Annotated in this window: 15 protein-coding genes and 2 pseudogenes; 10 read left to right on the forward strand and 7 right to left on the reverse strand. The window is 71.0% G+C overall.

Annotated elements, in window-relative coordinates; translation table 11 throughout:
- From ABZ848_RS46775 to ABZ848_RS46790, 4 genes and pseudogenes are all read left to right on the forward strand, one after another.
- Positions 1-246, forward strand: a pseudogene (locus ABZ848_RS46775) (potassium-transporting ATPase subunit B); the annotation flags it as partial.
- A 5-nt stretch (positions 247-251) separates the two neighbouring features.
- On the forward strand, positions 252-884 hold the full coding sequence (locus ABZ848_RS46780) for a potassium-transporting ATPase subunit C (RefSeq protein ID WP_360842410.1): 633 nt from the start codon (positions 252-254) through the stop codon (positions 882-884).
- A 133-nt stretch (positions 885-1017) separates the two neighbouring features.
- Positions 1018-1701, forward strand: coding sequence for a response regulator (locus ABZ848_RS46785; protein ID WP_360842413.1), 684 nt, complete (start codon positions 1018-1020; stop codon positions 1699-1701).
- 1 nt (position 1702) lies between these two features.
- Positions 1703-2002: pseudogene (locus tag ABZ848_RS46790) on the forward strand (histidine kinase); the annotation flags it as partial.
- 120 nt (positions 2003-2122) lie between these two features.
- On the opposite strand, the gene ABZ848_RS46795 reads toward ABZ848_RS46790, so the two are convergent.
- The 3 genes from ABZ848_RS46795 to ABZ848_RS46805 form a co-directional block, all read right to left on the reverse strand.
- The gene (locus ABZ848_RS46795) at positions 2123-4093 is read right to left on the reverse strand and encodes a potassium transporter Kup (protein ID WP_360842416.1); all 1971 of its coding nucleotides are present in this window, start codon (positions 4091-4093) and stop codon (positions 2123-2125) included.
- 105 nt (positions 4094-4198) lie between these two features.
- Complete coding sequence (locus ABZ848_RS46800) at positions 4199-5239, reverse strand: LLM class flavin-dependent oxidoreductase (RefSeq protein WP_360842419.1); 1041 nt, start codon at positions 5237-5239, stop codon at positions 4199-4201.
- Between the two features lie 94 nt (positions 5240-5333).
- Entirely contained in the window at positions 5334-6842 is a 1509-nt protein-coding gene (locus ABZ848_RS46805) for a metallophosphoesterase (protein ID WP_360842422.1), read from the reverse strand.
- Between the two features lie 79 nt (positions 6843-6921).
- Here ABZ848_RS46805 and ABZ848_RS46810 point away from each other — a divergent pair, with 79 nt between their 5' ends.
- Complete coding sequence (locus ABZ848_RS46810) at positions 6922-7077, forward strand: hypothetical protein (RefSeq protein ID WP_360842425.1); 156 nt, start codon at positions 6922-6924, stop codon at positions 7075-7077.
- 6 nt (positions 7078-7083) lie between these two features.
- Here the strand turns inward: ABZ848_RS46810 and ABZ848_RS46815 are convergent, their stop codons facing one another.
- Positions 7084-7650, reverse strand: a complete 567-nt coding sequence (locus ABZ848_RS46815) for a hypothetical protein (RefSeq protein ID WP_360842428.1) — start codon at positions 7648-7650, stop codon at positions 7084-7086.
- Positions 7651-7750: 100 nt separating this feature from the next.
- Here ABZ848_RS46815 and ABZ848_RS46820 point away from each other — a divergent pair, with 100 nt between their 5' ends.
- Both ABZ848_RS46820 and ABZ848_RS46825 read left to right on the forward strand, forming a co-directional pair.
- Entirely contained in the window at positions 7751-8266 is a 516-nt protein-coding gene (locus ABZ848_RS46820; RefSeq protein WP_360842431.1) for a putative immunity protein, read from the forward strand.
- Between the two features lie 57 nt (positions 8267-8323).
- Positions 8324-10588: a zinc-dependent metalloprotease gene (locus ABZ848_RS46825; protein WP_360842433.1), complete on the forward strand. Its 2265-nt coding sequence runs from the start codon at positions 8324-8326 to the stop codon at positions 10586-10588.
- Positions 10589-10621: 33 nt separating this feature from the next.
- Here ABZ848_RS46825 and ABZ848_RS46830 read toward each other — a convergent pair whose 3' ends face one another.
- Together ABZ848_RS46830 and ABZ848_RS46835 are read right to left on the reverse strand one after the other, a co-directional pair.
- On the reverse strand, positions 10622-11608 hold the full coding sequence (locus ABZ848_RS46830) for an MHYT domain-containing protein (protein ID WP_360842435.1): 987 nt from the start codon (positions 11606-11608) through the stop codon (positions 10622-10624).
- Positions 11609-11921: 313 nt separating this feature from the next.
- Entirely contained in the window at positions 11922-12716 is a 795-nt protein-coding gene (locus tag ABZ848_RS46835; protein ID WP_360842437.1) for an SDR family oxidoreductase, read from the reverse strand.
- Positions 12717-12845: 129 nt separating this feature from the next.
- Between ABZ848_RS46835 and ABZ848_RS46840 the strand changes: the two genes are divergently transcribed.
- Positions 12846-13703, forward strand: coding sequence for a helix-turn-helix transcriptional regulator (locus ABZ848_RS46840; protein WP_360842440.1), 858 nt, complete (start codon positions 12846-12848; stop codon positions 13701-13703).
- Between the two features lie 4 nt (positions 13704-13707).
- Here the strand turns inward: ABZ848_RS46840 and ABZ848_RS46845 are convergent, their stop codons facing one another.
- A complete protein-coding gene (locus ABZ848_RS46845; protein WP_360842443.1) occupies positions 13708-14049 on the reverse strand; it encodes a hypothetical protein in 342 nt (113 codons plus the stop codon).
- 23 nt (positions 14050-14072) lie between these two features.
- Here ABZ848_RS46845 and ABZ848_RS46850 point away from each other — a divergent pair, with 23 nt between their 5' ends.
- Together ABZ848_RS46850 and ABZ848_RS46855 are read left to right on the forward strand one after the other, a co-directional pair.
- The gene (locus tag ABZ848_RS46850; RefSeq protein ID WP_360842446.1) at positions 14073-16103 is read left to right on the forward strand and encodes a prolyl oligopeptidase family serine peptidase; all 2031 of its coding nucleotides are present in this window, start codon (positions 14073-14075) and stop codon (positions 16101-16103) included.
- A gap of 187 nt (positions 16104-16290) precedes the next feature.
- On the forward strand, positions 16291-18687 hold the full coding sequence (locus ABZ848_RS46855; protein WP_360842448.1) for a M4 family metallopeptidase: 2397 nt from the start codon (positions 16291-16293) through the stop codon (positions 18685-18687).
- Positions 18688-18709 lie beyond the last annotated feature (22 nt).

An 18709-nucleotide genomic window follows, 5' to 3' on the forward strand; every position in this document is an offset into this window, starting at 1 on the left:
GACAAGCTCAACATCATGGGCCTGTCCTCGCCGGACTCCGCGATCCTGTCGGCGGTCATCTTCAACGCGCTGATCATCATCGCGCTGGTGCCGCTGTCCCTGAAGGGCGTGCAGTACCGGCCGGTGAGCGCCGACAAGTTGCTGCGGCGCAACCTCACGATCTACGGCATCGGCGGGCTGATCGCACCCTTCATCGGCATCAAGATCATCGACCTGCTCATCTCCCTCATCCCCGGGATCGGCTGACGGCCATGAACAACTCCGTAACGAACACAGCCCGGTTGCTCTGGGCGGGCCTGCGGGCGCTGCTCGTGTTGACACTGGTAACAGGTGTGATCTACCCGCTGGTCGTCACAGGTGTGGCCCAGGCGCTGTTCAACAACAAGGCGAACGGCTCGGAGATCAAGTCGGAGGGCAAGGTCGTCGGTTCCTCGCTCATCGGCCAACAGGGCTACAGCCTGCACTACTTCCAGCCGCGACCCGCCGACGGACTGGGTGTGAACTCGGTCAACACGCAGTACAAACTGATCCTGTCCGGCGCCACCAACCTCTCCGCCGACAGCAAGGTGCTGGTCGAGCAGGTGGAGAAGGCCAAGGCACAGGTCGTCAAGGACAACTCGGTGCCCGGCTACACGGTCAAGGCGTCCGAGGTGCCCGCCGACGCCGTCACCTCCTCCGGTTCCGGCCTGGACCCGGACATCTCCCCGGCCTACGCCGAACTGCAGGTCCACCGGGTCGCCGCGAAGAACGGCCTGTCCGTCTCCGCGGTGGAGAAGCTGGTCAAGGACCACACCGAGGGCCGCACGCTCGGCTTCATCGGCGAACCCCGCGTCAACGTCCTCGAGTTGAACATCGCGCTCAAGGATCTCGTGGCGAAGCAGTGACGGGGTTACGCGACCCGCGCGTGAGTCGGCGGTCCGGGGGCTGTCTCCGGTCCGCCGACTCCCGCCGTCCTGAAGGCGGTTGTGTCGCGGCCGGCGCGCACGGCCCGACGCACGACATGAGAGGCACACACCCATGACCCGGGTGCTCGTGGTGGAGGACGACCCGCAGTTGGTGCGGGCCCTCGTGATCAACCTGCAGGCTCGGCGGTACGGAGTGGACGCCGCCCCCGACGGGGCCACCGCGCTGCGGCTCGCGGCGGCCCGCCAGCCGGACGTGGTCATGCTCGACCTCGGGCTGCCCGACATGGACGGCGTCGACGTGATCAGGGCGCTGCGCGGTTGGACCCGCGTGCCCGTCCTGGTCCTGTCGGCACGGCAGGCGTCCGACGAGAAGGTCGCCGCGCTGGACGCCGGCGCCGACGACTACATCACGAAGCCGTTCAGCATGGACGAGCTGCTCGCCCGGCTGCGGGCCGCGGTCCGCCGTACCGAGGAGGCACCGCTTGCCCCCGAGACGACCCGGGTCGAAACGGACGACTTCAGCATCGACCTGCTGGCGAAGAAGGTCGTCTGTGGCGGACGGGACGTGCGGCTGACCCCGACCGAGTGGCACCTGCTGGAGATCCTCGTGGTCAATCCCGGCCGGCTGATCACGCAGAAGCACCTCCTCCAGGAGGTGTGGGGCGTGTCGCAGAGCAACAAGAGCAACTACCTGCGCGTCTACATGGCCCAGCTCCGCCGCAAACTGGAGACGGACCCCGCCCACCCCCGCTATCTGATCACCGAGCCCGGCATGGGCTACCGCTTCGAGGGATGACATGGCACGCGGCAAGCTCCGGATCCACCTCGGCGCGGCACCCGGCGTCGGCAAGACCTACGCGATGCTGTCGGAGGCACACCGCCGTACCGAGCGGGGCACCGACTGCGTGGTCGCCTTCGTCGAACGCCACCATCATCGACGTCGTCTCGACCGGCGGGCCGACCAGATCGAGGTGGTCGACATGTCGCCGGAGGCCCTGCGCCGCCGTATGGCGCACGGGAACATCTACCAGCCCGACAAGGTCGACGCGGCTCTGTCGAACTGCTTCCGGCCCGGCAACCTCACCGCCCTGCGGGAGTCCCCGGAGGACATCCGCAGCCGCGACGTCGGTCTGTAGCCCGCCCCCGAACACCCGGGCGGGCCGGTCACCCCTCACCCACGCCCGGCCGGCCCGCCCGGGCCCTCCCGTGGAGCGTGCCTACACCTCGATGTGCGAGCCCATGATGACCGTGCGGTCGCGAGGCAGGCCGAAGTACTCGGCGGCGTCCGCCGTGATGTAGGAGGTGGCGATGAACAGCCGCTTGCGCCAGGGCGCCATCGTCGGTGACTTCCCGCGCCGGAGCTCGATCGTCGACAGGAAGTAGGACGCCTGGTCGAGCTGCAACGGGCCCTCGGTCTGGGCCGGGTCGAGCATCGTGAGCGTGCCGGGCACGTCCGGGGTCTCCATGTAGCCGAAGCGGGCCGTCACGTGGATGATCCCGTCGTCGGCGTAACCGAGGCTGTCGACGAGGAGTCGCTCGGCGGCCGGGACGCGGGGCACCGGCTCGGTCTCGATGGACAGGATCACGACCTGGTCGTGGCGCACGTGGTTGTGCTCGACGTTGGCCCGCATGGCCAGCGGTGCGGTCTCCTTGCCCCGGTTGAGGAAGACGGCCGTGCCGGGGGCCCGGAGCGTCGGCAGCTCACCGCTGCGGAGTTGCTCGACGAACTCGGGCAACGGCCCCTCCTCGCGGGCGCGTTCGGCGGTGACCAGGTCCCGGCCGCGCTGCCAGGTCGTCATCACGGTGAACACGGTGAGGCCGATCAGCAGCGGCAGCCACGCGCCGTGCACCAGCTTGGTGAGGTTGGCCGCCACGAACAGCAGGTCCACGAAGAGCAGCACGCTCGCGCCGATCGCGATGAGCCACGTGGGCGTGCCCCACTTGGCGCGGGCGACGTAGAAGAACAGCAGCGTGGTGATGGTGATGGTGCCGGTGACCGCCATGCCGAAGGCGAAGGCCAGCGCGGTGGAGCTGCGGAACGCGAAGACCAGGGTGAGGACCGAGACCATCAGCAGCCAGTTGATCCACGGGACGTAGATCTGACCGATCGTGGACTCGGAGGTGTGCGCGATCCGCAGCCTCGGCAGATAGCCGAGCTGGGCGGCCTGCGAGGTGACCGAGTACGCGCCGGTGATCACCGCCTGGGAGGCGATGACGGTGGCGGCCGTGGCGAGGAGCACCATCGGCCAGCGCCCCCAGTCGGGCACCAGCAGGAAGAACGGGCTGCTGATGTTGGCCGGGTCGTCGAGGATCAGCGCACCCTGGCCGAGATAGCTCAGGATGCACGCCGGGAAGACGAGGAACAGCCAGGCCCGGGTGATCGCCCGGCGGCCGAAGTGCCCCATGTCGGCGTAGAGCGCCTCGGCTCCGGTGACCGCCAGCACGACCGCGGCCAGTGCGAAGAAGGCGGTGCCGAAGTGGCCGAACACGAAGCTCAGCGCGTAACTCGGCCACAGCGCCCGCAGAATGCCCGGGTGGTCGGCGATGCCGGTGATCCCGCACGCGCCGATGGCCGTGAACCAGGCGATCATGATCGGCCCGAACACCCGGCCCACCGCCGCGGTTCCCCGGCGCTGCACCAGGAACAGCAGCACGATGATGACGGCGGTGATCGGCACGACCGCACTCTCCAGCGACGGCTCGACGACCTTGAGACCCTCGACCGCGGACAGCACCGAGATCGCCGGGGTGATCATGCTGTCGCCGAAGAACAGCGAAGCACCGAAGATGCCGAGCGCGGCGAGGACGACGGCGGCCCGCCGCCCCTGCTGTGAACTCCACCGGCGCAACAGCGTGATCAGCGCCATGATGCCGCCCTCGCCGTCGTTGTCGGCGCGCATCGCGAGCAGCACGTACGTGACCGTGACGACGACCATCACCGACCAGAACACCAGGGACACCACGCCGTACACGTTCTGGGTGCTGACCGGGACCGGGTGCGGGTCGCTCGGGTTGAACACGGTCTGGAGGGTGTAGATCGGGCTGGTCCCGATGTCGCCGAAGACCACGCCGAGGGCACCGATCACGAGCGCGAGCCGCACGGCATCGCGCGCGCCCGGGCCGTGGGTTCCCGCCGGCACCGACGTCGATCCGCCGTCCGGCGTGGCCCCTTGCCGGCGATCGGCCATGGCACTCCTCCTCCGCTCGCGCGGCCCCGCTCCGGGGCCGACGCATCACGGCGGACGATACCGATCTCCTGCACAGCTGTTCGCAGCGCATGCCCCTGCGCGTCGTCAGGCGGCTCCGCCACCCGGCCGCCACCCCAGCGCCGGCCCCAGCTTCGTGGCCATGTCCGTCAGGATCTGCACGTAGTCCTCGTGCTCGAAGGTGAACGGCAGCGCGAAGGCGACCTCGTCGACCTCGCGGAACGCGGCGTGCGCGTGCAGCCGTTCGGCGATCTCGGCCGAGGTGCCGACGAGGTCGGGCGCGAACAGGAGCCGGGCGGGGCCCTGCGGCGACGTCGTACGAGGGGTGCGCTTGGCCGCGTACTCCTCGTACCGGGCGCGCTGCTCGGGCGAGGCGGAGTCGGTCGGGATGACGACCAGGCCCTGCGAGACGCGGGCCGCGTCGCCGTCGGGGTGGGCGGTGCGGAAGGCGCGGATGTGGGACAGCTGGATCTGGGCGAAGTCGAAGTCCGGTCCTTCGGCCCCCTCGGCCTTGACCACACTGCTGGTCAGGAAGTTCATGCCGTGCTCACCGGCCCAGCGCGCCGAGCTCAGGCTGCCGCCGCCGTACCAGAGCCGCTTGCCCAGGCCGGGCGAGTGCGGCTGCACCCGGTCGGAGAACACCTCGAAGCCCTCGATCCCGCTGAAGTCGGTCGCGCTCTTGCCCCGTACGAAGTCCAGCAGCCGCCGCACCCGCTCGTACGAGAAGTCCTCGGCGTCGGCCGTGTCCGGGTAGAGCGCCTCCTTGACCTGGTCGAAGTGCATCGGCGGACCCACGCTCACGCCCGGGTTGATCCGGCCCCCGGACAGGATGTCGACCGTCGCCAGGTCCTCGGCCAGCCGCAGCGGGTTCTCCCAGCCCAGCGGGATGACCGCGGTGCCGAGCTCGATCCGGCTGGTGCGCTGCGAGGCCGCCGCCATCACCGCGACGGGGGAGGAGATGCCGTACTGCAGGTGGCGGTGGCGCAGCCACGCGCTGTCGAAGCCGAGCCGCTCGCCCAGCTCGATGATCTCCAGCGTGGACTCGTGGCCCCGCCGCGGATCCGCCTCGTCGAACAGGCCGATGGTCAGGAAGCCCAGCTTGCGCAGGGGGCGAGGGGACGGCGACACGGGTTCCTCCGCTGTTGCTTGATGAATCAAGTATTACGGCAGTGCCAACCCGGTCGCCACGCGAACTGTTCCCATCACCTCGGTCAGGATCGGGTCAGGTCAGCGGGATCGTGACCTCGTCCTCCACCGGCGGTTCGACCTCCTGAGCGCGGTTGCCCGTGGCCGCGTAACAGCGCAGCCGGACGGCCTCCGGCGTGACGTCCAGGCGCAGGAAGCACTTGAAGAAGGGCGGGCTGTAGGTCGCCGAACCCGGCGAGAACAACTGCGTGTAGATCTTGCGCACCGGGAGGCGGAAGCGCGAGGTGCGGTCGGGGCGGCCGCCCGCGCCGAGCAGGCTCGCCACCAGGCGGGTACGGCGGGTCACGCGTGCCGGGGTGCCCGGGGCGCGGGTCGGCTCGATGCCCACGCGCTCGGCGATCACCGCCATCGCCTCGGCCTCGGTGAGCGTGAAGAACCGGCGCAGGCGCAGGCGGCGGCCGTAGAGCCGGCTGTAGAACGCGAGGGAGTCGCCGCGCAGCGGATAGCAGCGGAAGTCCTTCTCGGTGACGTTCGCGATGTCGACGCGCGGGATGGTGTGGGTGGCGTGCATGAACGCACCGCCACCGCCCGAGACCACGTACTGGAGGGTGCGGCCGTCCTCCAACTGGACGGGATAGCGCTGGTAGTTGTGGATGTCCCCGCCGATCGCCGCCACATAGTGGTGCGCGGGATCGCGGACGATGTCGTCGACCGTCCCGCCGCCGCCCTCGATCGTGCACGGGTCGTACTTCCCGTCCACGTACAGCGGCGAGCCAGTGATCAGGATCTTCGGACGGGGACCCTTCGACACCTCGCGCAGCCAGGCGCCCTGTTCGGCGTCGATGGTGCCGAGCAGACCCGTGTCTATGCCTATGAGGCGTACGGGTCCCGCGTCGATGGCCCAGTACGGGCCCGGCTGGACGGCCTGTTGGGCCGGTGCCGAGCGCAACTTGCGTGCCTCGTCCAGGTGTTGGCCGTCTGCCTTGCGGGGCCGGTGCCACAGCAGCGAGCGCAGCCAGGCCCCGGTGAGCGGGCGGGGCGCGGGTTCGGCGGTGAGCGGCGGGGCGTCCGCGCAGAAGACCCGCATGAACGCGCCGAGGCCCTCGTACCAGTCGTGGTTGCCCGGGACCGCGTAGATCGGCGCCGGGTAGTCCTGGTACGGCTGGAAGAACTTGGTGCGGTAGTCGTCGGCGGCGCCCACCGGGTAGATGACGTCGCTGGCGATCACGGAGAAGTTCGTGCCCTGACTGATCTTCAGGAAGCCCGGTACGACGGCGTATTGGGGATCGTCGCCCTCGCCGGTGTCGCCGATGACCATGAAGGAGAAGCGGTCCGGGTCGTCGCGTCGGATCACCTTGTCGGCGGGCGCGCCGGCGGCCTCGCGCTGGGCCACCCAGCGGCCGCGGGTACGGCCGGTCGGGTCGCCGAACCACGAGGCCAGCACGCCGTTGCGGGCGGCCCACAGCGTCCGGGGGTTGAGCCAGGAGAGCTTCTCGACCTTGTGCGGCATCAGCCGCTTGTACTCGCCGCGTTCGGCGGCACCCCAGCCGGCGCCTTCGGCGGTATCACGTGAAGAGTCAGACACCGGGGCACCGTAGCAACGTCGATCTTCTGTGCGCCTCGCGGGGTGAATTCCCCTGTGGTGGTGGGGAGGTGGATGCCCGGTGGCCGACACCGACGAACCCCAACCGGGCCCCGGGGAGCGGTCGGTGCCGCTGCGGCCGGCCACCGGCATCGCCGAGCGCGTGCGCACCGCGCCCTTCAGCCGCCCGGCCCCGGTCGTCCTGGGGGAACGCGTCGACACGGGCGAGGGAGCCTGAAGGCGGTCACGCGGGGGTGCCTCTGTCGGAGGGCGGGCGGCGGAGGTGGTGCAGGCAGATGACCGAGGCGAGGACGGTGCGTCGTTCGCCGGGGTCGAGGCGTGGGTCTGTCTCGACCCCGTACTGCTGCAGGCCGATCCACGAGTCGACAGTGCTCACCGTGACCCGGCCCAGGATCTCCGGGGCCGGGCTCTCCTCCGGGTCGGTCTCGGTGAGTTGCCATTGGATGAAGGGGAGTCCGGGCCGGGTGAGAAGGAGGCGGCGCTGCCCGGGCGTGTGGAGTCTCAGCTGACGGGTCTTCATGAGTCCAGGCGCATCGGCTGATCCGACCTCCTGGCCCGCGGCGTCGGTGAAGCGGAACTTCCTCGACCTGAACTGTTCGATACGGGCGATGAGTTGGCCGGCCGCTTCCGTCACGACCAGGTGTGTGTCGTCCGTGTACGTGACGGAGGCGAGCGGGGTCCCCGTCATGGTGGACACGGACAGGACGGGGCCGGTGTACCGGCGCCACAGCGAACGCTTCGGCTGCCTCACCACGACCGCTTCCAGGTCGAACAGACCGGCTTGTGTCATAGGAAACTTCCTTCCCCCTGCCCTGCCAAGTCCTTGTCAGCTCCGTCCGGAGTATCGGTAGCCTGCCTTGCGGATCGGCCAACGGGAAGGAAGACCAACCGTGATCCTGCCGAAGGTCAGAGATCCCCGCTTCGTCACCATCCGCCGTGGCGGCACTCTGACGGACGCGGATCACCATCTCCTCGCCCTGTGGGCGGCGGCTTGTGCCGAGCACGTTCTCGATCTGTTCGAGTCGGCTCGCCCCGAGGACCCACGGCCGCGGCAGGCGATCGAGCACGCCCGCGCCTGGACGCGGGGCGAGGTCCGGATGATGCAGGCCCGCGCGGCGGGCGGCCATGCCATGGGCGCGGCGCGCGACCTGCGCGGTGCGGCACGGCATGCCGCGTACGCCGCAGGACAGGCCGCGGTCGTCGCGCATGTCGCCGCGCACGAACTCGGCGCGGCAGCCTATGCGATCAAGGCCGTGCGCGCCGCCGCGCCGAAGGACGAGAGCGAGGCCGCCGGGCGACGGGAGTGCCGGTGGCAGCGCGAGCGGCTGCCAGAGGCGATCCGCGAACTCGTCCTCGACGACCAGCGGTTGCGGAACGACATCTGCTGGTCGGTGTTCGACTGCTGAGGTCCCGGCCCGGCCTGAGAGGATCAACGGCAAGCACCGCCCCCCGAAAGGCCACGCATGCCCGCCGACTTCATCGACCTCGTCCCCGACCCGGAGCAGGGCCGGCTGCTGCTGGGCATCCGCCACTTCGACGAGCCCTTCCTGCTCACCGTCTCCCTCTCCCAGGGCCTGGGTTCGAGCGAGTTGTGGCTGGACCGGGGGAGGGCGGGCAAGGCGCGGTCGGCGGAGTTCCGGCGGGTCGGCGACCGGGTGCTGTTCGTCGTACGCAACAAGCACTTCCTGACGTCCGGCGACGACGCGGCCGTGCGGGCCGGGCAGGAGTCCTTCGCGCTGTCCGTCGTGTGGAGCGGGCCGGTGCTGCGAGAAGCGGACGGTGCGGTGGTCGTGGACGCGAGCGGGCTCGTCCTGGCCGACCACGACCGCGTCGCGGAGCACCTGCTCGACAAGGAGCAGGGGGAGTACGTCGTCGACCAGGCGCGCAGTCTGCCGCTCGTCGCCGACAGCCGCACCGGACCGGCCGGGGCCCGGCTCCCCGCGCTGCTCACCTTCCGCGGCCCGGGTCGTGGCCCGGCGATCCGCGCGGTGGCCGCCGATCCGCGCGCCCTGACCCTCGTCCAGCAGCTCAACCTGGTCCGGCTGCCGTCGGATCCGATGCCCGCCCGCCGCTTCCACCCCAACTCCGGTGGTTACGGCGTCGGTTACGCCGATCACGGCAACGTCGGCCTGCGCGACACCCAGGTCAAGGTCCAGCCCCGCTTCCGCGTCGGCCCGGGCCGCGCCCCGATCGTGTTCCGGGTCGACCCGGCGATCCCGGAGCCCTTCCGTTCGGCGGTGATCGAGGGCGGCAACTGGTGGCAGGAGGCCTTCGAGGCCGCCGGACTGCCCGGCGCCTACCGGGTGGAGGCGGGCGACGCCGGCTTCGACCCGTACGAGCCCGGCGTCAACGGTGTCGTCTGGGTGCACCGGGCGGGCCGCGGCTGGTCCCTCGGGCAGGGGCTGACCGACCCGCGCACCGGCGAGATCCTGCATGCCCGGGTCCGGCTCGGCTCCCAGCGCGTCGAGCAGGTGCGCGCCCTCGGCGAGGCCCTGCTCGCCCCCTACGGCCACCCGGACGAGGCCGAACGGCTGGCCACTGTCGAGGAGTTGGTCCTCGCCCGGCTGCGCCACCTCGCCGCCCATGAGATCGGCCACGCGCTCGGCTTCATGCACAACTTCGCCAGTTCGACCCACCCGAAGCCGTCCGTCATGGACTACCCGCATGCCCGCGTCCGCGTCACCGACGACGCCCGCCTCGACCTCTCCGCCGCGTACACCACGGGCCTCGGCCCCTGGGACCGCTTCCTCGTCGCCCACACCTACGGCGACCACGAGGACGCGGCCCTCGCGGAGTTGCGCGAGGAGGCGGCTCGCGCGGGCCTGCACTTCATCGCCGACGAGGACGCCCAGGGCGCACACGCAGCCCACGCCGACGCCGTGCCCTGGGTGACGGGAGGGCACCCGCTGGAGGCGCTGGAGACCATGACCCGAGCCCGGCGTATCGCACTGGAGGGATTCAGCCGTGCGGTGCTGCCGCCCGACCGGCAGACCGGTGAACTCGAGGAGCGGGCCGTCCTGTTGCACCTCCTGCACCGCCACGAGGTGACCGCCGTGGCCCGCCTGGTCGGGGGAGTGCACTACGCGTACGGCCTCGCGGGCGATGCCGGTCAGGGCCCCCGGCCCGTCGACGCCACCACCCAGCACAGGGCACTGGCCAGGCTCGCGCAGCTCCTGCGCGCCGAGCAACTCGCCCTGCCGGACAGCGTGTTGAGCACCCTGACCCCGCCCGCCATTCGCTACGGACGCACCGACCAGTACCTCGACACCGACGCCGGCCGCGTCTTCGACCCCTTCGCGGCGGTCCGCGTCGCCGTCACCCTGGTCACCGAACCCCTGCTGGAGCCGGCCCGCCTCAACCGCCTCGCCTGGCAGCACGCCGCCGACCCCGCGGTACCCGGAGCCACCGACCTCGCCGACGCGCTGCTCGCGGCCACCTGGCGCCGCACCGACCCGGTCCCGGCCGAGGTCGTGGGAGGCGCGGCGGTGCAGCACACGGCCGACTGGACGCTCCTCAACCACCTGCTGACCGTGCTGCGGGACGGCGCCCTGCACGCCCAGGTCCGCGCGGCGCTGCGCGGTGCCCTGCGCCGGTTGGCCGGTGAGCTGCGGGAGGAGTACGAGGACGGCCGGCGCGAGGCGGCGGACCTGATCGACCGCGCCCTGGCCGACCCCGCCTCGGTGCGCCTCGACCCGCTGCCGCGCGTGCCGCCGGGCGCGCCGAACTAGGCGCGTCCCGCACGCCGTGGAGAAGGCCCCGGCTCAGCGGTCGCGCGAGCGTGGCGGGGCCCAGCGTGGTGCGGACTGCGGCGGGGTGCCGTACGCACCTTGCTGTCTCGGTGGCGTGGTGTACGAACCCTGCTGCCTCGGCGGGGCCGGAGCGTACGCGTCCTGCCGTGACCGAGCTGTTCGCGTGGCACCGTCGAAGAAGGGCTCACCGGCGAGCGGCGTGTTCTTCTGCGGCTCCTTGGCCGTGGCGGCGCGGCGGGCCGCGGCGGACTGGTTCCACTCGCCGTCGCCCAGCACCAGCAGCGGGTCGAACATGACCACCACTCCGGCCAGCAGCAGGAAGACCACCGGGCCCAGCAGCATGGGCAGCAGCAGGGACGTGGGCGAGTCGCCCGCCCAGGTCCCGGTGCCCTTGCCGTGCACATGGACGCTGACGGCGGCCATCGCCGTGTAGTGCATGCCGGACACCGCGACGCCCATGACCAGGCTTGCGCCGAGGCTCGTCAGGAAGCCCCGGACGGTGACGGCCGCCCACAGCGCTGCGGTCGCCGCGACGATCGCGATCGCCACCGACAGCAGGACCGTGCCGGTGTTGTACTCGATGTTGCCGTTCAGCTCCATCGCGGCCATGCCGAGGTAGTGCATCGCGGCGACACCGAGGCCGGTGATGGTGCCGGCGACGGCCAGCGTGCCGCGGCCTGCGCCGCGGTATCCGACGATGAACACGCCGATGCCGACCACGACGATCGCCACGGCCAGGCTGAGCAGGGTGAGACCGATGTCGTAGCGGATGCCGGTCTCCTCGACCTGGAAGCCGAGCATCGCGATGAAGTGCATCGTCCAGATCCCGCAGCCGATCGACGCCGCGCCGAGCGCGAGCCAACCGGGCTTCCAGGACTCTTCGTTGAGCAGGGAGCGGACGATGCAGCGCAGTCCGAGCGCCCCTCCCAGGCAGGCCATCAGATAGGCCGCCACCGGGGTCACCGCACCATAGCGGAACCCGTCAACCGTGCCTTGCATGTGCCAACTCCCCCCAGAGCCATGGCAGATTGTGGAGCAAGGTCTACGGGTGCGCGGCCAGTAAACGCAAGGGATTACCGCCGGTAAGTGATTAACTCTCAACTCTCAGTGGTTAACTCTTGTCTTACGATGTCGAGTTCCGGCCATGATCGGTCGACGCGGTCGGGCACGGTGACGTGGGCGTCCCCGACGCCCTCCGCACCGGCGGTCACCGCAGCGAACCGGCCACCTGCTCTACCGGCTTCTCGCCGGGCGATGGTGTTCATGGCCGGATCCGTGATGCGCGCCGGTGCGTCGGTAAGCGCGCCCGGCGTCACCCCTGTTGGACCGGGACGATGATCAGTTCCGCGACGTTCACATGCGGCGGCGCACTCACGGCGAAGGCGATGGCGTCGGCGATGTCCTCGGCGACCAGAGGCCGGATGCCGGTCCGCATGTCGTCCAGCGCCGACCGCAGACCGGCGTCCTGCATGTCCGAGCCCAACTCTGTGACGGTGACGCCGGGTTCCACGTTCTTCACGCGGACGCCACGGGGTCCCAGCTCGGCGCGCAGGTTGCGGGTGAGGTGGGCGACCGCGGACTTGGTGGCGCTGTAGACGGACCAGTTGGGGTAGAGGGCGTGCCCGGCCACGGAGCCGACGTGCACCAGATCCGCGGCCCGGCCGAGCTCCGCGGCGGCGAGCAGGTCGCCGGTGAAGGCGCGCGCGGTGTGCAGCAGCCCACGCAGATTGACGTCGATCATGCGGTCCCACTCGTCGGCGCGGCCGTCGGCGAAGGGTGCGCCGAGCATCGCCCCGGCATTCGCCAAGACGAGGTCGACGGGCCCGAGTCCGTCGCGGACGGCGCGGGCGGCGGTGTCCAGGGCGTCGGGATCGGTGAGGTCGACGGCCACGGGCAGCACGGCACCCGTGGCGATGGACCGCAGCTCGTCGGCCAGGGTCTTGAGCCGGTCCTCACGGCGGCCCAGCAGGGCGACCGCGGCCCCGTCGCCGGCCAGCCGGCGGGCCGTGGCCTCACCGATACCGCTGGAGGCGCCGGTCACCACCGCGACACGGCCGATGAGGGGCCGGGCGAAGTCCTTGCTCTTGCTGAGAAGTTCGGAAGTCATGCCCCACAGCCTGCGGCGATCCCGTATCCGGAACCAGGCAGCGCTTCTCGTGGGAGAGACGAACGTAGGAGTACGGCGGCCACCTTCCGCGCTCGCCGCCACGGCGGGGCCGTGCTTACGCTCGTGGGCATGGACAGCGCGAACCCGCTCGGGGAGTATCTGCGAGCCCGCCGTGCACAGGCGCGGCCCGAGGACTCCGGCCTGCCCGTCTCCGCCCGGCGCCGGGTCAAGGGGCTGCGCCGCGAGGAGGTCGCGATGCTGGCCGGGGTCAGCACCGACTACTACGTACGGCTCGAACAGGGCCGCGAGCGAAACCCCTCCGCCCAGGTGCTCGACGCCCTGGCCGGGGCCCTGCGCCTGGACGCCGACGCGGTCGACCACCTCCACCGGCTGGCCCGCCCGGCCCGAGGGCGGGTCCGCACCCGCAAAGCGCCGGAACAGGTCAGCCCGGCCCTGCTGCGCATGATGGACGGCTGGCACACGACACCGGCGGTGGTCCTGGGGCGTTGCATGAACGTCCTCGCCCACAACCCCCTGGGCCGGGCCCTGTTCGCGGGCCACACCCACAGCGACGACCTGCTCCGCCTGGTGTTCCTCGACCCGGACGCACGCGAGTTCTACCCGGACTGGGAGCGGGCGGCGGCCAACACCGTGGGCGCACTCCGTGCGGCCGCGGGCACCGACCACGACGACCCGCACGTCATCCGCACGGTCGGCGAACTCTCCCTGAAGAGCCCGGAGTTCCGCCGCCTGTGGGCCCGTCACGACATCCGCCGGAAGACCCACGAGACGAAACGCCTCCGCCACCCCCTGGTCGGCGAACTGACCCTCGACTACGAGTCGTTCACCATCAACAGCGCCCCCGGCCAGCAACTCGTCGTCTACGAAGCCGCGCCGGGCAGCCCCTCCGCGGAGACCCTCGCCCTGCTGGGCAGCCTCACCGCGGACCGCCCCGCCGAGGAACGGACCCCGTCCGGCGCCGACTGACCCCTCACCCCAGATCGAGCCGCATCACCACCCGGGGATGACCGGCCAGCACCGACCTGGTGTCGGCATGCACGAACCCGGCCCGCTCGAAGTTCTTCCGAACTCCACGGCGCCCGCGATGAGCGCGTGCGAGATGCCGGATGGTGCGGCTGCGCGCATACGTGGTGTCCGCGCGCGGCGCCACGGCGGCCCAGCCGACCGGCACGTCCCCGTCGTAGGCGAGCACCCCGGGCGGAGGCTCCGCACCGCACAGCCCGGCGACGTACTCCCCGCGGGCCGGCCCGCGCAGCTCCTCGTCGAGCTTGGACGCCCGAGAGCCAGAGATTCGAATGCATGTTTGAATCAAACGCCCGATGGTAGTTCCCCTGCGTGACGACACCCCCCTTTCCCGACCAACTCACCCGCACCCGCTGCTTCACCCTGGGCATACCGGACCGCTTCTCCATCACCCCCGACGGCCGTACCGTCCTCTTCCTCCGCTCCCGCTCCGGCGACGATCCGGCCTCCTGCCTCTGGGCGCTGGACCTCGACACCGGCACGGAGGACCTCCTGGCGGATCCGTTACGGCTGCGCGGGCACGCCCGATCGGGCATCGAGGCGTACGCCACCGACCGAACCGGCGGCCTGATCGCCTTCCCCTTGGACGGCGAGCTGTGGGCCGTCCGCCCTGGCCGGACACCACCACGACGCCTGCCGCTGCCGGGCCCGGTGCCCGACCCGCGCCCCGACCCCACCGGCCGGCACATCGCGTACGTCGCCGACGGCGCCCTGCGTGTCATAGCAGCGGACGGCGGCGCCGATCGCGCCCTCGCCCAACCAGGCGGCGCCGACATCGAGTTCGGTGCCGCCAAGCACACCGTCTCCACCTCGCCCGACGATCCGCGCGGCCACTGGTGGTCCCCGGACGGGACCCACCTGCTCGTCGCCCGCAGCGACTTCACCGCCGTCCCGCCCTGGCCGAGGATCGAAGGCGAAGAGCCCAAGCCGCGCTTCTCGGCCGTCGGTTGCCGCAATCCGGACGTCACACTCTGGATCGCCGACCTCAACGGATCGCTCACGCAGGCGCGTTGGGACCGCGACGCCTTCGAGTACGTCGTCGGCGCCGGCTGGGACGCCCACGGCCCCTACGCCGTCGTACAGTCCCGCGACCAGTGCACCGTCCGCTTCCTCGCGATCGACCCCACCGACGGGCGGACGGCGATCCTGGAGGAGCAGCGCGACGACCGCTGGGTCCGTCTCGTCCCGGGACTCCCCGCCCGCACCGCTTCCGGCGCCCTCGTCTCGCACGCCGACCAAGACGGCACCCGCCACCTGGCCGTGGACGGCGTACCGGTCACACCACCGGGACTCCAACTCCGGGCCCTACTGGGCACGGACGACGACGAGCTGCTGTTCACCGCCTCCGAGGAGCCCACCGAGACGCACCTGTGGAGCCACGACCCGGTGCACGGCCTCCGGCGGTTGACCTCCGCCTCGGCGGTCCACTCCGGTGTACGCCGTGGCGGCACCCTCCTCCGGGTGGCTCGCGGCGTCGACCGGCCCGGAGGGCGAGCCGAGGCGCTCCGGGAGGGACGACGCCCCGTGCCCGTCACCTCGTACGTCGAACAGCCGGTCCTCGACCTCCACATGACCCGCCTGGCCCTCGGCCCCCGCCGACTGCGCGCCCGGCTGCACCTCCCGTCCTGGTACCGCCCGGAGTGCGGGCGCCTGCCCGTGCTGGTCGACTCCTACGGCGGCGCGGCGCGCCAGCGCGTCACCGCGGAGGCGGACTGGAGGGTGCTGGTGTCGCAGTGGTTCGCCGAGCAAGGGTTCGCGGTGCTGGTCACCGACGGGCGCGGTACACCCGGGCGCGGGCCGGACTGGGAGCGCGAGGTCCACGGCGATCTGTTCGCGCTCGCCCTCGACGACCAGGTCACCGCGGTGCACGAGGCGGTACGGCGCCATCCCGACCTCGACCCGGAGCGCGTCGGCATCCGCGGCTGGTCCTTCAGCGGGGCGCTCGCCATAGCCGCCGTGCTGCGCCGGCCGGACGTCTTCCGGGTGGCGGTGGCCGGGGCTGGGGTCACCGATCAGCGGCTGTACGACGCCCACTGGCGTGAGCGCTTCCTCGGCCACCCCGAGCGGTATCCGGAGCGGTACGAGGCCTGCGACCTGGTCCGCGAGGCACCCCGTCTGACCAGGCCCCTGCTCCTGATGCACGGCCTCGCCGACGCCAACGTCCCGCCCGTCAACACCCAGCGCATGTCCGAGGCGCTGCACGCCGCCGGGCGTCCCCACGAGGTCTTGTACCTGCCGGGTGTCGGCCATCGACCGATCGGCAGCCCAGCGACCGAGGAGCTGTTGCATCGTCAAGTGCGTTTTCTGCAAGCCGATTTGGGTGCCCCACGCACAGAGGGATAACCCTCGATTACCCCGGACGCTGATGACATGGACTGGTCAAGGCTGCCACCATCCCCCCAACCGCCGCACACACCCCCCACGTTCTCAACACAGCCGGTCCCGCACAGCTCGGCTCGTCCCGGTCAGCACACCCGTCTGCCCGGTCTGGCACCGGCCGCCCCACGCGGCCAACGCAGTAGGAGAACGAGTGAGACGCATCCCCCGCAAGCGGACCGCGGCAGGAGCCCTGGTCTCCACCGCAGCCTTCCTCGCCGTCGGCATCCAGTCGGTTCCGGCGACCGCCACGCCCGCGGCCCCCCACCCAAGTCCCCTGCGCGCCGGGGGCCTTGAGGCCAAACTGACCCCGGCGCAGCACAAGGCGCTCGTCAAGAGCGCGGAGCAGAAGACCTCGGCGACCGCCCGCACCCTCGGCCTCGGCGCCAAGGAGAAGCTGGTCGTCAGGGACGTCGTGAAGGACAACGACGGCACCCTGCACACCCGCTACGAGCGGACGTACGCGGGTCTGCCCGTCCTCGGCGGTGACGTCGTCGTGCACACCCCGCCCGCCTCCCTCGCGGCCGGCACGGTGAGCACGACGTACAACAACAAGCACACCATCAAGGTCGCCTCCACCACCGCGACCTTCACCAAGGCGGCCGCCGCGACCAAGGCCCTGAAGGCCGCGAAGGCCCTCGACGCCGTACGGCCCAGCACCGACAGCGCCCGCAAGGTCATCTGGGCGGGCACCGGCACCCCGAAGCTCGCCTGGGAGACGGTGGTCGGCGGCCTCCAGGACGACGGCACGCCCAGCCAGCTGCACGTCATCACCGACGCCGCCACCGGCAAGGAGCTCTACCGGTACCAGGCGATCAAGACGGGCACCGGCAACACCCAGTACAGCGGCACGGTCACGCTCAACACGACGCTGTCGGGTTCGACGTACCAGCTGTACGACACCACGCGCGGCGGCCACAAGACGTACAGCCTCAACAACGCCACGTCCGGCACCGGCACCCTGATGACGGACACCGACGACGTCTGGGGCACCGGTTCCGGCTCCAACACCCAGACGGCCGGCGCGGACGCCGCCTACGGCGCCCAGATGACGTGGGACTTCTACAAGAACACCTTCGGCCGCAGCGGCATCAAGAACGACGGTGTCGCCGCCTACTCCCGCGTCCACTACAGCACGGCGTACGTCAACGCCTTCTGGGACGACGACTGCTTCTGCATGACGTACGGCGACGGCTCGGGCGGCACGCACGCGCTGACCTCGCTGGACGTCGCCGGCCACGAGATGAGCCACGGCGTCACCTCGAACACGGCCGGCCTGGAGTACAGCGGTGAGTCCGGCGGCCTGAACGAGGCCACCTCGGACATCTTCGGGACCGGCGTGGAGTTCTACGCCGGCAACAGCAACGACGTCGGCGACTACCTCATCGGCGAGAAGATCGACATCAACGGCGACGGCACGCCGCTGCGTTACATGGACAAGCCGAGCAAGGACGGCGGCTCCGCGGACAGCTGGTACTCCGGCGTCGGCAACCTCGACGTGCACTACTCGTCCGGCCCTGCGAACCACATGTTCTACCTGCTCTCCGAGGGCAGCGGCACCAAGGTCATCAACGGCGTGACCTACAACAGCACCACCTCCGACGGCGTCGCCGTCGCGGGCATCGGCCGGGCCGCGGCCCTGCAGATCTGGTACAAGGCGCTGACGACGTACATGACGTCCAGCACCAACTACGCCGGAGCCCGCACCGCCGCGCTCAACGCCGCCGCCGCGCTGTACGGGACCAACTCCACCCAGTACGCGGGCGTCGGCAACGCCTTCGCCGGGATCGCCGTGGGCGGCCACATCACCCCGCCGAGCAGCGGCGTCACGGTCACCAACCCGGGCAGCCAGTCCTCCACCGTGGGCACCGCGGTGAGCCTGCAGATCTCGGCCAGCTCCACCAACAGCGGCTCCCTGACGTACGCCGCCAGCGGGCTGCCGACCGGCCTGTCGATCAGCAGCTCGACAGGGCTGATCTCCGGTACGCCGACCACCGCCGGCACCTACAGCAGCACCGTCACGGTGACCGACAGCACCGGCGCGACCGGTACCGCGTCCTTCACCTGGACCGTGAGCTCCAGCGGTGGCGGCGGCACCTGCACCTCGACGCAGCTGCTCGGCAACCCCGGCTTCGAGTCCGGCAACACCACCTGGACCGCCACCAGCGGCGTCATCACCAACTCCAGCAGCCAGGCGGCGCACGGCGGTTCGTACAAGGCGTGGCTGGACGGCTACGGCTCCACCCACACCGACACGCTCTCGCAGTCGGTTGCCATCCCGAGCGGCTGCAAGGCCACCTTCACCTTCTATCTGCACATCGACTCCGCGGAGACGACCACCAGCACGGCTTATGACAAGCTGACCGTCACCGCCGGAACCACCACCCTGGCGACCTACTCGAACCTCAACAAGGCGACCGGGTACACCCAGAAGTCCTTCGACCTGTCCTCGCTCGCGGGGACGACCGTCACCCTGAAGTTCAGCGGTGTCGAGGACTCCTCGCTCCAGACCAGCTTCGTCGTGGACGACACCGCCCTGACGACCAGCTGACCTGTCGCACGACAAGGGCCTC

It is taken from the genome of Streptomyces sp. NPDC047081 (genome assembly GCF_040643775.1).
Taxonomy (GTDB): Bacteria; Actinomycetota; Actinomycetes; order Streptomycetales; family Streptomycetaceae; genus Streptomyces.